Below are 15,373 nucleotides of genomic sequence, written 5' to 3'. Positions count from 1 at the left end.
CCTATGAAACATATAAAAGTTTGGGCCATCGCTGGCCTCATGGCTTTGCTCAATACGGGTTGCGAAAAAATACTGGAAGAGAACCCACAGTCCCAGATTGTTCCCTCCTACTTCAATAGCCCCGCCGGGGTGTTGGGTGGTATTGCCGGGGTGTACAACGACATTCGGGGGCAGTGGGGTACCGAAGGGTTCACCGTGGAAATGCAGGCCGGTACCGACGATTTTTTGCAGGGTGCCAGCTCTGGCGGAGTCCCTCCCTACACCTACAACGGCCTCAACGGAAGTAACTTCGGCTCGGCGTGGGGCGTCGCGTTTCAGGATATCAATACCCTGAACGGCGTATTGCAGTACGGCGCTACCATCGACTTGCCGGAGGCTACCCGCAAGCAATACCTGGCCCAGGCCAAGTTTTTGCGTGGGTTCTGGTATTTTTATCTTGTGCAGACCTGGGGCGATGTGCCGCTTAACACCACGTTCATTACAGTTCCTTCGCAGGCCGCGTCGCGCCAGCCAGCCGCTCAGGTATATGAGCAGATCATTAAGGACCTAACCGAAGCTGCCGCCGATCTGCCGAATACGCCAACCGCTCCGTTCCTCGGTAAAGCCGCTACCAAACCCGTAGCCCAACTGCTGCTGGCCAAAGCGTATCTGACCCGTGGCTGGCTCAATAATACGGCGTCTGATTTTACTCAGGCCGCTACGATTTGCTCTGACATTATTGCCAACAAAGCTGCCTATGGGCTTGATCTGTGGGCAGACTATGGAGACGCGTTTGTGCCTGCCAACGACTACGGCAAGGAAACCATGTTTGTGAGCGATCACGTGCTCGATCCAAAGTTTGGTTATTATACAGTCGGTGGAGCCGCCGGTGGTGGAGCCGCGCAAAACCTGACGCCCTGGTTCACGAACTGGAACTACCCCAACAACAGTGGTATCAACTCGTTTGTGAATGCATCCGGAACTCTGGTAAACAATGGCACATCCGGCATGATTCGTGACTCACAATACGGACGTCCTTACGTGCGGATGCGCCCCAATACAGATAGACTGAAAACGGGTCCGAATGCGGGTAAAAGTTATTTTCTTGATCAGGCATTTACCAAACGGGATGTCGATACCCGCTTTGCCAATTCGTTTACCACGGTCTACATCGCCAATACGGCGGTTACCAACACGGCTACGGCGGCCAACAACAAACGGGGTATCAGCTATACAACCGTTGTTGGGGCCGACACCGCCGTCTGGCTCCCCGATTTTGAGGTGGCAGGCGCGCCCCAGTTTGTCGGTACGCGGCCTTTCAAAGGGATCGTGGTACCTCCCAGCTTGTGGAACAACGGTATTTTTCCGGCGCTGAAGAAATTCATGGACCCCAGCCGGGGTGCCAACTTTAACGACCCATCGACTCGTCCGGTTGTGCTGTATCGCTTCTCGGATGTGTATCTGACGGGGGCCGAAGCATACTTGAAAGCGGGTGATGCCAGCAAGGCTGCCGATCTGCTGAATGTTGTGCGCCAGCGCGCTGCTTTCAAAAAAACCAACACGGCTGCTCAGAACACAGCAGCCGCTGCGTCCATGGTCATCACGGCTGCGGATGTAACGGTAGACTTTATTCTGGATGAGCGCAGCCGCGAGTTGTTTGGCGAGTGGCAGCGGTGGCATGACCTGGTTCGTACCCGATCGCTGGTACGTCGTGTACAGGCCTGGAATCCGGAAGCCGCCCCGTATATTAAGGATTTTCACATGCTGCGCCCCATTCCTCAGACGCAGATCGACCGTGTGGTCGATGGGCCTAAGTTTACCCAAAATCCGGGTTATTAACATACCACAGTTCATATAAAGGATTAGATGAGAGAGGATCAGGGCTTTATCCTCTTTCATCTTTTTTGTGATTTTGTACACTGCCTGTAAGCCTTATATACTTATGTTCAAGAACCTGACTACGGCTATTTTTACGGCATTGTGCTGTGTATTGAGCCATTCGCTGACAGCGCAAACAACGCTCGTCAACCCTATACTGACCGGCTTTTACCCTGACCCGAGCATCGTGCGGGTGGGGCCTGATTATTATTCAGTTCATTCTACTTTTTCCTATTTCCCGGGTTTACCGATCATGCACAGCCGTGATCTGAAAAACTGGAAGCAGATCGGCAATGTGATCAATCGCCCTTCGCAAATAGAGTTCATGGGCGAGCGTATGACGCGCGGGTTGTTTGCCCCGGCCATCAGTTATTACAAAGGGACGTACTACGTAACGTGTACGGATATTGACCATGATGGAAATTTTGTCGTAACGTCCAAAAACCCGGCGGGTCCTTACAGCAACCCGGTAAAAATTCCGCAGGTAAAAGGAATTGACCCATCCATTTATTTCGATGAAGAAACCGACAAAGCTTACGTCATTTATAACAGCGATGCGCCTGACCGCAAACCCCTGTATCCGGGCCATCGCACCATCCGAATGTATGAGTTCGATTATAAGAACCTGACCGTGCTGGGCGAAGAAAAGCAGCTGGTGAATGGGGGCGTCGATCTGTCCAAAAAACCGGTTTGGATTGAAGGACCTCATATTTTAAAGCATAACGGTTGGTACATCCTCTACGCGGCCGAAGGCGGAACTTCCGTCAATCACTCGCAGGTAGCACTGCGCAGCAAAGATGTTTGGGGGCCTTATGTGCCGTTTGATGGCAATCCGGTGCTGACGCAAAGAGGCTTACCGGCCGACCGACCCAACCCGATCACGTCGGCCGGACACGCTCAGTTTATCGAAGGTCCCGATGGGAAATGGTATTCGATTTTCCTGGCGGTACGTCCCTACGAAGGCGATTACTATAACACAGGCCGCGAAATGTTCATTGCTCCACTGACGTGGGTAAACGATTGGCCAATGATCGAACACGGCGAAAAAGCCATTGAATACCAGTACAAAACCAACATCAAAGAAGTAAAGCAGAAAGGAGCTTTACCGCAAAACGGCAACTTCGGATATACAATGACGTTCGACAAAGGGCTCGATCTGTCGATGCTTTTTTTGAGAACGGTGGATAGCAGTTCGTTTAAAACGTCCAAGGCCAATGGGCTTACGCTTACACTCAAACCAGAAACAATTTCTGACATGGGAAATCCTTCGTTTGTGGGCAAGCGTCAACAACATTTATACAGCACCGCCGAAACCGAAGTAATCTTTTCGCCAAAAGCGGATAATGAGAAAGCGGGGTTGGTAATTTTTCAGGACGAACGTCATTTTTACTTCGCGGCCAAATCAAAAAACGCAGGCAAAGACGTGATTCAGTTGTTCAAGAGTAAAGACAAGACCCTGGAATTAGTAACTGAAATCCCTTTAACGTCATCTACTGCCAGGGTAAGCTTCAAAATACAGTCGGAAGGTGCCTTGTATAGCTTCTATTACTCGACCGATGGAAAGAACTGGAATTTGTTAAAAGACCAGGTTGACGGCAAGTTTTTGAGCACCAAAGTGGCCAACAGCTTCATTGGCTGCGTGTATGGCCTATATGCTACATCATCAGGCGAGAAATCCGAGAATTCGGCTTCGTTCAAGTATCTGAAATACAAAGGCGATGACCCGATGTATAAATAATCGATAAAGCGTTGAAATCGACCATATTCCATACCGCCCTCCTATTGTTCCTCAGCCTAAACACGCTGGCGCAAATGCAGCCGTTTGCCTTGCAGGAGGTGAAGCTGACAGGCGGGCCGTTCAAAAACGCGCAGGATGTTGACCTGAAGTATATTCTGGCGCTGAACCCGGATAAACTGCTGGCTCCGTACCTGATCGACGCCGGCTTGCCGGAAAAAGCACCACGTTACGGCAACTGGGAAAGTTCGGGGCTGGATGGGCACATCGGCGGGCATTACCTCTCAGCGCTGGCCATGATGTATGCCTCGACCGGTAAGCCTGAGCTGAAAAAACGGCTCGATTACATGATCGATCAACTAGCCCGTTGTCAGGCGAAAAATGGCAACGGGTACGTGGGCGGCATTCCGCAGGGAAAGGTGTTCTGGGAACGGATTCACAAGGGCGATATCGACGGCAGCAGCTTCGGCCTGAACAACACGTGGGTGCCGCTTTATAACATTCACAAGTTGTTTGCGGGTCTGCGCGATGCCTGTGAGTACGCTGGTAACAAACAGGCGAAGCAGGTGCTGATCGGGCTGGGCGACTGGTTCGTTGACCTGATCAAACCTCTCTCCGACGAGCAGATTCAACAAGTGTTGCGCACTGAACACGGGGGCATCAACGAAACCTTTGCCGATCTCTACATCCTGACGAAGGACAAGAAGTACCTCGAAACGGCGCAGCGTATCTCGCACCGGGCTATCCTGGAACCACTGCTAGCCCACGAAGATAAACTGACTGGATTGCACGCCAATACACAAATTCCGAAGGTGATCGGGTTTGAGAAGATCGCTACACTGACGGGCAAACGGGACTGGTCGGAAGCGGCTATGTTTTTCTGGCAAAACGTGTCACAGACGCGCAGTGTGGCGTTTGGGGGCAACAGCGTGCGGGAGCATTTTAACCCCACAACCGATTTCAGTCAGCTGTTACGGTCGAATCAGGGGCCGGAAACCTGCAATTCGTTCAACATGCTGCGACTGAGCAAAGCCCTGTTTCTGGACAAAAACGATGTTAGCTACGTCGACTTCTACGAACGGACACTATACAACCATATTTTGTCGAGCCAGCACCCGGAGAAAGGTGGGTTCGTCTATTTTACGCCCATTCGGCCCAACCATTACCGGGTGTATTCGCAGCCGGAAACAAGCATGTGGTGCTGCGTAGGCTCGGGTCTGGAAAATCACACCAAATACGCCGAACTGATTTACAGCCACTCGGCCAGCGACTTGTTCGTTAACCTGTTTATTCCATCGACGGTGAACTGGACGAATAAAGCGCTCAAGCTGACCCAGCGCACTGAGTTTCCGTACCAGAACCAGTCTGAGTTACTCGTTGAGACAGCTAAACCACAGGAATTTTCACTGAACATCCGTTACCCGAAATGGGCCGAGAACCTTACCGTTCTGGTAAATGGCAAGGCACAATCAATTGACGGAAAGCCAGCCAGTTACGTGGCCATTAACCGAAAATGGAAGTCAGGCGATAAAGTAACGGTGCGCTTCAAAACCACCACCCGGCTAGAGCAACTGCCAGACGGGTCTAACTGGTCGGCGTTTGTCAACGGTCCCATCGTACTAGCTGCTAAAACATCGACCGCCGACCTGACCGGCCTTTTTGCCGATGACAGCCGAATGGGCCACGAAACAAAGGGCAAGCTTTACCCAATCACCAGTGCCTACGCGCTGGTCGGCGACCCGGCAACGTACCTAAACCGGGTAAAACCAACTGAGAACCTACGCTTTACCCTGGATTCGCTCACGCTGCAACCGTTTTACGAGGTACACGACGCGCGTTATCAGATGTATTTTCAGACGTTTTCACAGGCAGCCTACGACGAGCAGAAAGCCCGGATGAAACAGCAGGAAGCCGAAGCGCTGGCCCTCGAAGCGTTGACCGTCGATAAGGTAAATTGTGGGGAACAGCAGCCCGAAGTCGATCACCAGTATAAAGGCGAAAAGAGTGAATCGGGCTACGATGATGAGCAGTTCTGGCGACGCACCCGATCGTACATTACTTACCAGTTACAGAATAAGACCCGGACGGGTAAATATATTGATATTTATACTTTAGAGAATACAACGCCGGATACTATGCAGTTTCTGATCAACGGTAAACCGGCCGAAATTCTTTCCAGAGCTGGTAAAACAATTCGATTAAAAGCCGATGATAATGAAGTGATCACGTTGACAATCAAGGCTCAGGATGGAAAGAATACCCCTCGCTTTCACCAAATCAGACTTATAACAAATTAACAAATTCCTCTTTTTAACAAGACCAAAACATGACAATTGCTTATAAATGTGTCAGAACAACACTATTCTTTTTTTTATGTGCGTTGAGTGCCCATGCGCAATCTAATTTCAGCAGTAAAACGATTGGTGTTGGCGTCGTTGTGGCCAATCTCGACCGCTCGGTTGATTTTTACGTGAATGGCATTGGCATGGTCAAAACGGGCAGCTTTACGATCAACGAAGATTTCGGCAAACGCTCCGGACTGACCAACGGCGTGGCGACGAACGTAACCATCCTGAAGCTCGAAAACAGCCCCGAATCAACCGACTGGAAGCTGATGAGCTTTGGCACAAAAGCGTCGCACCCCAAGCCGAAATACATTCTGGACGATACCGGCATGCAGTACATCACCATCCAGGTGAAAGCCCTGCAACCCATCATCGACCGGCTGACGAAGATGAAGGTGCCGTTTCTGGGCAGCACCCCAACGCCCCTGAACGACAAAGCACATTTCGTTTTCGTGCAGGACCCCGACGGAAATTTTATTGAGTTGATCGGGCCACTGCAATAAATACCGATCAAACCAAAAGTAGTCAGCTTAGTTGCCTGTCATCCCGTGCTTTTTTGTCATTCGTCGGGATGACAAAAACACAGAAACGATTACTAGTAAGATGTTCATTAGTAGAATATTACACAAGATCATGCCCTTTCGACTTGCTCTGACAATTGTGTTGCTGCTGACACAGATTTTGGCAGTTGCCCAAACGGCCCGGAACCCGGTCATTTTTGCCGACGTGCCCGACATGGCCATGATTCGGGTGGGTGATACGTATTACATGAGCAGCACCACCATGCACCTGAGTCCGGGGCTGCCCATCATGAAGTCGAAAGACCTGGTTAACTGGCAACTGGTCGGCTACGCCTACGATACGCTGACGACTGTCGATGCGATGAGCCTGAATAACGGCAAAAGCACCTACGGGCGCGGGTCATGGGCTAGCAGCCTGCGTTATCACAATGGACTATACTACGCGACAACCTTCGCCCAGACCAGCGGTAGAACGCATATCTACACCACCAAAAACATTGAGAAAGGCCCGTGGAAAGAAGTGTCGCTCAAACCGTCGTATCACGATCACAGCCTGTTTTTCGACGACGACGGTCGAACGTACCTGATCTACGGCGCGGGCAAACTCCGGCTGGTCGAACTTAATGCCGATGCCTCAGGGGTGAAGCCCGGCACGCCAGAACAGGTGATCATCGAAAACGCCAGCACCCCATCGGGCACCGGTGGCGGACTGCCCGCCGAGGGATCACAGCTGTTCAAAGTGAAGGGTAAATATTACCTGTTCAATATTTCGTGGCCCCGTGGCGGCATGCGGACGGTGATCATCCACCGGGCCGACAAGATCACCGGTCCGTGGGAAGGCCGTGTGGCGTTGCAGGATAAGGGGGTGGCACAAGGCGGGCTAATCGACACGCCCGACGGCCGCTGGTTCGCGTACCTGTTCCGCGATTTTGGTGGCGTGGGCCGCATTCCATATCTGGTGCCTGTCAAGTGGGAAGATGGCTGGCCGGTGCTGGGCGAAAACGGCAAAGTACCCGAAACACTGGACCTCCCCGCCAGTGAAGGTCTGATTCCCGGCATCGTCAACTCCGACGAATTCACCCGCAAGAAAGGCGACCCGGCTCTACCACTCGTGTGGCAGTGGAACCACAACCCCGACAATGCTCTCTGGTCGGTTTCGAAACGGAAAGGTTTTCTGCGCCTGAAAACCGACCGGACCGACACCTCGTTTGTCATGGCCCGGAACACGCTAACCCAGCGCACCATCGGCCCCGAATGTACGGGCTCAACCATGCTCGATGCATCAAATCTGAAAGACGGCGACTTCGCCGGTCTGAGTCTGCTGCAAAAAAACTACGGGCTAGTAGGTGTGAAGATGGAAAACGGCGCAAAATCAATTGTGATGGTAAGTGCCAGTTCGGGCAAGCCGGTTGAGGTGAAGCGCGTTCCGTTGAGCCAGAGAACGGTGTACCTGAAAGCCGAATGTGATTTTAACGACCGCAAAGACATCGCCCATTTCTTCTACAGCCTCGACGGCAAAGCCTGGACCGCCATTGGTGAGCCGCTGAAAATGCCGTATACGATTCCACACTTTATGGGCTACCGGTTCGGGCTGTTCAATTACGCCACCGCGTCGGCGGTCCGACCAGAAACCGGGGGCTTTGCCGACTTCGATTATTTCCGGATTACGCCTACCCTTTCAGGAAAGTAAAACCTCTTCGTTTCAAGTACTCCAATGAACTATACACTTTGTCTTTTGCTGTTAGCCACCCTCTGGGCAAAGGCGCAAACCACAACGGTGAGCAGCCCGGATGGGAAACTAGTGGTGGCCGTCTCGCTGGAAAATGGCAAGCCGGTCTACAGCGTTTCCTTAAACCAGAAACCGTTTTTGACTAAATCGCCACTGGGTGTAAAAACGAATGTGGGCGACTTTTCGGAAGGGCTTGTCATGGGTAAACCGGCGAGCCTGACCACCATCGACCGGTCGTATGAATTACCGAATATCAAGAAAAGCAAGGTTCATTACGTTGCCAATGAAGGCGTGTTTTCGTATTCAAAAGACAACCTTCCTGCTATCGACATTACGTTTCGGGTTAGTAACAACGACGTGGCGTTTAAGTACAAAGTCTATCCGCAAAAAGCGTCTCGCTCCTGTGTGATCAATGAGGAGGCATCGGGTTTTGTACTGCCCGCAGGAACAACCACGTTTCTATCAGCGCAAAGCAAAGCGATGGTGGGTTTTGCCCGAACCATGCCCAGCTACGAGATTCCGTATACGGTCGACGATACCCTGGGTGAGAACGGCCGCGGCAATGGCTACACGTTTCCCTGTCTATTCAAGGTGAACACCAACGGCTGGGTGCTGATTTCGGAGACGGGTGTCGACAGCCGGTATTGCGCGAGCCGCCTGCTGGGTCGTACCGGTGGACTGTATACAATTGGCTTCCCGATGCCGGATGAAAACAACGGCATCGGCACCTCTGCACCGGGTATTCCATTACCGGGCGAAACACCCTGGCGCACCATTACGATCGGCGAAACACTGGCCCCGATTGTGGAAACGACCGTACCCTTCGATGTAGTCGAGCCCCGTTACGAGGCATCCCAAAAATACGAGTACACAAAGGGTAGCTGGAGCTGGATTATTGGCATGGACGGCCGGACGGTCTACGATGAACAAGTTCGATATATCGATTTCAGCGCGGCTATGGGTTACAAAACCATTTTGGTCGATGCCCTTTGGGATACCCAAATTGGACGAGACAAAATAGCTAATCTAGCCAAATATGGGGCCAGCAAAGGGGTAAGTCTGTATCTCTGGTACAATTCCAACGGCTACTGGAACGACGCCCCACAAGGGCCACGGGGTATCATGGACAACACCATTGCCCGACGGAAAGAGATGGCCTGGATGAAAAGTATAGCCGTGAAAGGTATCAAAGTAGACTTTTTCGGTGGCGATAAGCAGGAGACAATGAAACTGTACGAAGACATTCTGTACGACGCCAACGACTTCGGCATCCTGTGCATTTTCCACGGGTCGACATTGCCTCGCGGCTGGGAAAAAATGTACCCCAACTATGCCGCCAGCGAAGCCGTTCTGGCCAGCGAAAACCTCGCTTTTTCACAACGAAGCTGCGATATGGAAGCGTTCAACGCCACCATCCATCCATTTATCCGCAACACGGTGGGCAGCATGGATTTCGGCGGCAGTGCCTTAAACAAATTCTACAATGCTACGAACACGCCAAACCGGGGCTCCAGACGCGTGACATCTGATGTGTACGCGCTGGCCACAGCGGTATTGTTTCAGAGTGCTGTGCAGCACTTCGCCCTGGCGCCGAACAACCTCACCGACGCACCGGCCTGGGCCATCGACTTCATGAAAACCGTGCCGACTACCTGGGATGAGGTCCGTTACATCGACGGGTATCCGGGCAAATACGTGGTGCTGGCGCGTCGGCAGGGCATGAAATGGTACGTGGCTGGTCTAAATGCGCAAAAAGAACCGATCAAGCTGAAAATCAAATTACCCATGATTGCCGCCGGAACAACGTATAAACTATACAGCGACGATGCGCAATTGACGGGCAACGTAACAACCGCAAAACTCCAGAAAAATCAGGAAGTGGACTGGACAATTCCAACAAACGGGGCCGTGCTTCTGGTGAACTGATTTAGTTGACTCAGAAAAAAACCATACTACCATGAAGTAGCCTTAATCCCTGGCAAGCTCCTTATCAACTTACTATTCCTAAACCAACTAAACCCATGAAAAATCAATTTGGTAGTTTCCTCTTGATGGGGCTATTTCTGCTGAGTCTGAACGCCGTTGCTCAGGACAAAAACTTTTACATCTTCCTCTGCTTCGGGCAATCAAACATGGAGGGGAACGCCAAAATTGAAGCACAGGATACCGTCAATGTGAACCCTCGTTTTCAGGTGATGGAAGCCGTTGACTGTCCGGCCATCAACCGAACAAAAGGAAACTGGTACACCGCCAAACCGCCACTGTGCCGCTGCCGGACGGGCCTTACCCCAGCCGATTATTTCGGTCGCGAACTGGTGGCCAACCTGCCCGAAAAGGTCAGAATCGGTGTCATCAACGTGGCCGTCGGTGGCTGTAAAATCGAGCTGTTTGACAAAGATCAGTATACCTCGTATACCACCAACGTACCCGGCTGGATGAAGAACATGATTAAGGAATACGACGGAAACCCGTATGGTCGACTAGTCGAGATGGCGAAACTGGCGCAGAAAGACGGGGTAATCAAAGGTATTCTGTTGCATCAGGGCGAGTCGAACACCGGTGATACGCTGTGGACCAAAAAGGTGAAAGTCGTGTACGACAATCTGATGAATGACCTGGACCTGAAGCCCAAAAAAGTACCGCTGCTGGCGGGCGAAACGGTCGGCGCTGACCAGAATGGCAAATGTGCGAGCATGAACAAGATCATTGCTACACTCCCGCAAACGATCAAAAATGCCCACGTGATTTCATCAACAGGCTGCACCGACTCGGCTGACGACCTGCACTTCAATGCCGCCGGTTATCGGGAATTGGGGAAACGGTATGCAACCCAGATGCTGTCGTTACTGGGTTATAAACAGACGGCTAGCAACTAACAAATAAGCCATTTATGGAAAGATGTTTTTATATGGGGGGCATCCCCTTCCAGTCCTCTAAAGGGGGAGCAATCCAGCCTCGGCACACTCCCCCTATAGGGGCCTGGGGGTTAAAAGTCGGCACATTGTTGCTGTGTCTGTTGTGGCTTATCCCTTTTGTATCAACCGCCCAGGAGATAATCCCGCTCTATTCGGGTGCCGTTCCCAATTCGAAAGCATCTGATGTGCAGGAAACAGGGGCGGAGACCGGAATTTTAAAGGGCATCACCAAGCCCACGCTGGAGTATTTCAAACCCGCGCCAGACAAAGCCTCCGGAGCGGCTGTCATCGTCATTGCCGGAGGTGGCTATGGCGTAGTCGTATACAACGGCGAGGGGGTCAATACGGCAAAAGCATTGGCCGAAAAAGGCGTGGCAGCTTTTGTACTGAAATACCGGCTTCCCAGCGATGCCATTATGCACGACAAAAAGGTTGGTCCTTTGCAGGATGCCCAGCAAGCTATCAAACTGGTGCGCGAAGGGGCCGCCAAATGGGGCATCGACGCCACGAAAATAGGCATTATGGGTTTTTCAGCGGGTGGACACCTGGCGGCCACAGCGGCCACGCATTTTGAAAAGGCGTACGTCGACAATGCCAGCAACACCAGCCTTCGTCCTGATTTCCAGATTCTGGTTTATCCAGTCATCAGCATGCTCGACAGCCTGACGCATGGTGGCTCGCACGATGCTTTGCTAGGCAAAAACCCCTCTCAGACCGACGTAGAGCTGTTTTCTAACGAACTTCAAGTGCGCGCTAACACGCCCCCAACCTACCTGACCCACGCGGCCGACGATAAGCTGGTCGACGTGGACAACAGCATTCTGTATTTCGAAACGCTGCGACGTCAGAAAGTGCCGGTCGAAATGCACATCTATCCCAAGGGTGATCACGGGTTCATTTTCCGTCACCCCGGCTGGATGGAGCCCCTGTTTGCCTGGATGAAGCTGAATAACTGGATTAAAAACTAATCATGCATTGACCTGCCCAACTATGTCGAAATCCTTTTTCATTCGATTATCTCTCGTTCTGCTGACAGGTCTTTCCGGATTTGCCCAGACAACTCCACCCCAGCCTGTTGGCCCGCTGCCCAATGCGAATCAGTTGCGCTGGCAGAAAATGGAGTACTATGCGTTCATCCATTTTTCGATCAACACCTATACCGACATGGCCTGGGGGCTGGGTAATGAAGACCCGAAGCTGTTCAACCCGACCAAACTGGATTGCCGACAGTGGGCGCGAATTTGTAAGGAGGCTGGTATGACAGGCATCATTTTTACGGCCAAACACCATAGTGGTTTCTGCCTCTGGCCGTCAAAATACACCGACTACTCCGTCAAGAATGTGCCCTGGCGCAATGGAAAGGCTGATATCGTGCGCGAACTGGCCGATGCCTGTAAGGAATACGGCCTGAAATTCGGCGTGTACCTCTCACCCTGGGACCGGAACCATGCCGACTACGGAAAACCAGAATACATCACCTACTTCCGCAACCAGCTAACGGAGTTACTAACCAACTACGGCGACATATTTGAAGTCTGGTACGACGGGGCCAATGGCGGATCGGGCTACTATGGAGGGGCTAACGAGACCCGTAAAATCGACGCCAAAACGTATTATGACTGGCCGAATACCTACAAGCTCGTCCGGAAACTCCAGCCAAACATCGTGATCTGGAACGACGGGGGCGACCGCGCCGACCTGCGCTGGGTGGGCACCGAAGCCGGATACGTCGGCGAAACCAACTGGAGCTTACTGAATGCCACCGGCGATGTACCCGAGGAAATGTTACGGCATGGTGTTGAGAACGGGAATGCCTGGGTGCCGGGCGAGGTGAACACGTCCATCCGGCCCGAGTGGTTCTACCACGAACGCGAAGACCGAAAGGTGAAAACCCTGCCCCAACTGATGGATACGTACTACAATTCTATCGGTCGAAACGGGACGCTGCTGCTCAATTTCCCGATTATGCCCAACGGCCTGATTAACGAGTTAGACGAGAAAGCCGTAAAGGCCTTCGCCAAAGCCAGGAAAGAAGCCTTTGCCATGAATCTGGCCAAACAGGCGAAAGCAACGGCCTCTGAGGTACGCGGGAAAAGCGCGACCTACGACGCCAGCAAAGCAATTGATGCCGACCCGGAAAGCTACTGGGCCACTAACGATAACGTGCGCAATGCATCGCTGACGCTGACATTCAACAAACCCACGGCGTTCAATCGCTTTCTGATTCAGGAACCCATTCGATTGGGGCAACGGGTCAAATCGTTCAAAGTCGAGGCTCTGGTCGATGGCAACTGGAAAGAGATCGATAAACAAACGACCATTGGCTACAAACGTATTCTGCGGTTTCCGACCGTCGAAGCCACGCAGCTGCGCCTGACGATTCTGGATGCCAAAGGCAGTCCGTTGATCTCGAATTTGGCGGTGTACAATGCGCCCCTGATTCTATCGCCACCGGTCATCACCCGTAATCAGGCGGGTGACATTCAGATTAAGCCGGGCGATACCGAATCGGAATTGTATTATACGCTGGATGGAAGTACGCCAACGGCAAAAGCGGCTAAATACATGGCTCCGGTAAAAACCGGCAGCGGCAAAGTCGAACTAAAGGCCATTGCCTACAACCCCTTCACGAAGCAAAGCAGCATTGTCAGTGAAGAGAAATTTGAGATTGCCCGCGCTGGGTGGAAAATCCTCAATACCGACGCTAAATCGGCCTATCAGCTTCTGGACGGTAACCCCGGTACGTCCTGGCAGCAGCCTAAAAGTCAACCTCTGCCCGCTGATCTGGTCATTGATTTGGGCAATGAAGAAACCCTGACCGGTTTCCGGTATCTGCCTGCTCAAAACTGGTGGGAAGAGTCCAGCATCATCACCCATTACGAGTTTGCCGTGTCGACCGACAACAAAATCTGGAAGCGAGTCAGCGAAGGCGAGTTTTCCAACATCAAATCAGTCCCGTGTGGCAAACTAAACCGTTTGCAGCCACTAAAGCCCGGTATGTGAAGTTGACGGCCCTGAAAAACACGCAGGATGGGTCGGCATCGGGCTACGCAGAAATAGACATCATTACACAATGAAATTCGACTAAACCTAATTCCTAACTATCCATGAGCCAGCAAGCAATCCGCCACCTGTGGCTTTTTCTGTCCATACTCTGCCTATACAGCGGGGCAATGGCCCAACCGCCCGGCGCACCTGTGGTAGAATCGCCACAGGTGAACGCTGACAATTCGGTCACGTTTCGGTTGATTGCTCCGGCAGCCAAAGACGTGAAATTAAATGCGCAGTTTGCGAAGAGTCCCCTACCCATGACCAAAGATGCGAATGGCGTTTGGAGCGTGACAACCGCACCGGTAAAGCCGGATATGTACCCGTATTCGTTTATAGTCGATGGTATATCGATAGCTGATCCCAAAAACTCGGCGATATTCCCAAATGAAGGGTTTCAGAATAGCGTAGTCGAAATAACCGGTGCTACGCCGTTGGTGCATACGTTGCAGAACGTACCCCACGGCACGGTATCGTATCGGTTCTACACATCGCCGGAGCTGGGGCAGCGCCCCGTGGTGGTGTACACCCCGCCGGGTTACGAAACCAACGCAAAGGCAATGTATCCAGTACTTTACCTGTTGCATGGTACTACAGATCTGGAAGAGACCTGGACCAAAGTAGGGCGGGCTAACATCATTTTGGACAACCTGATTGCGAAGGGGAAAGCCAAGCCGATGATCGTTGTGATGCCCTATGGACGGGCGTATCCGGTCATCAGCAAATCGTCGGGGAGCCTCCGCAACTGGGACAATCTGCAGGAGTTCAAGAAGGATTTTATGGGCAACCTGTTCCCGTTTGTCGAGAAGAACTACCGGGTAAAAAAGGATAAAGACAGCCGGGCCATTGCCGGGTTTTCGGGTGGCGGTGGCGAAACGCTTTTTCTCGGCCTGAATAATCCCGACCTATTTAGCTGGGTGTGCGGTTTTGCGCCCGGTATGCTAAAAGAGGAGTTCGACCGCAACAACGCCACGGCTTTTGCCAACCCCGCCCTCACAAACCAACGACTAAAACTGTTCTGGATTGGCGTCGGGAAAGACGATATGCTGTACCCGGTCATCAACGACTACCTGAAAGTGCTTGATGAGAAAAAGATCAAACATGAAACCCTGATTTCGGACGGTGGCCATACCTGGATGAACTGCAAGCTCTACCTGTCGACTATCGCCCAGAAATTATTTCAGTAACCATTGACCAGTACCCGTTTCCTAAAACCCGACACT

The 15,373-nt window shown here is 52.1% G+C and carries 9 protein-coding genes and 1 pseudogene; all 10 read left to right on the top strand.

Annotated features, from left to right (window positions below; all coding sequences use genetic code 11):
• The first annotated feature begins 3 nt into the window (after window positions 1-3).
• Entirely contained in the window at window positions 4-1,818 is a 1,815-nt protein-coding gene (locus tag NT073_RS12335; protein WP_297373488.1) for a RagB/SusD family nutrient uptake outer membrane protein, read from the top strand.
• A gap of 103 nt (window positions 1,819-1,921) precedes the next feature.
• A complete protein-coding gene (locus NT073_RS12330) occupies window positions 1,922-3,595 on the top strand; it encodes a glycoside hydrolase family 43 protein (protein ID WP_297373485.1) in 1,674 nt (557 codons plus the stop codon).
• Window positions 3,596-3,606: 11 nt separating this feature from the next.
• The gene (locus tag NT073_RS12325; RefSeq protein ID WP_297373481.1) at window positions 3,607-5,889 is read left to right on the top strand and encodes a glycoside hydrolase family 127 protein; all 2,283 of its coding nucleotides are present in this window, start codon (window positions 3,607-3,609) and stop codon (window positions 5,887-5,889) included.
• A gap of 29 nt (window positions 5,890-5,918) precedes the next feature.
• Complete coding sequence (locus NT073_RS12320) at window positions 5,919-6,440, top strand: VOC family protein (protein ID WP_297373478.1); 522 nt, start codon at window positions 5,919-5,921, stop codon at window positions 6,438-6,440.
• A 130-nt stretch (window positions 6,441-6,570) separates the two neighbouring features.
• Window positions 6,571-8,148 (top strand): glycoside hydrolase 43 family protein, encoded by a 1,578-nt coding sequence (locus NT073_RS12315; RefSeq protein WP_297373475.1) that lies wholly within the window; start codon window positions 6,571-6,573, stop codon window positions 8,146-8,148.
• Between the two features lie 24 nt (window positions 8,149-8,172).
• Complete coding sequence (locus tag NT073_RS12310) at window positions 8,173-10,113, top strand: glycoside hydrolase family 97 protein (RefSeq protein WP_297373473.1); 1,941 nt, start codon at window positions 8,173-8,175, stop codon at window positions 10,111-10,113.
• A 95-nt stretch (window positions 10,114-10,208) separates the two neighbouring features.
• Window positions 10,209-11,063: a sialate O-acetylesterase gene (locus NT073_RS12305; RefSeq protein WP_297373470.1), complete on the top strand. Its 855-nt coding sequence runs from the start codon at window positions 10,209-10,211 to the stop codon at window positions 11,061-11,063.
• Window positions 11,064-11,077: 14 nt separating this feature from the next.
• Window positions 11,078-12,070 carry an alpha/beta hydrolase gene (locus NT073_RS12300; protein ID WP_297373468.1) on the top strand — a complete coding sequence of 331 codons (993 nt, stop codon included), beginning with the start codon at window positions 11,078-11,080 and terminating at the stop codon, window positions 12,068-12,070.
• A 22-nt stretch (window positions 12,071-12,092) separates the two neighbouring features.
• A pseudogene (locus tag NT073_RS12295) lies at window positions 12,093-14,179 on the top strand (alpha-L-fucosidase).
• Between the two features lie 30 nt (window positions 14,180-14,209).
• Entirely contained in the window at window positions 14,210-15,337 is a 1,128-nt protein-coding gene (locus NT073_RS12290) for an esterase (RefSeq protein WP_297373466.1), read from the top strand.
• The last annotated feature ends 36 nt before the right edge of the window (window positions 15,338-15,373 follow it).

Origin of the sequence: Spirosoma sp. (genome assembly GCF_026391055.1) — a bacterium.
Lineage (GTDB): Bacteria > Bacteroidota > Bacteroidia > Cytophagales > Spirosomataceae > Spirosoma.
This window is presented reverse-complemented; position numbering and strand designations above follow the sequence as displayed.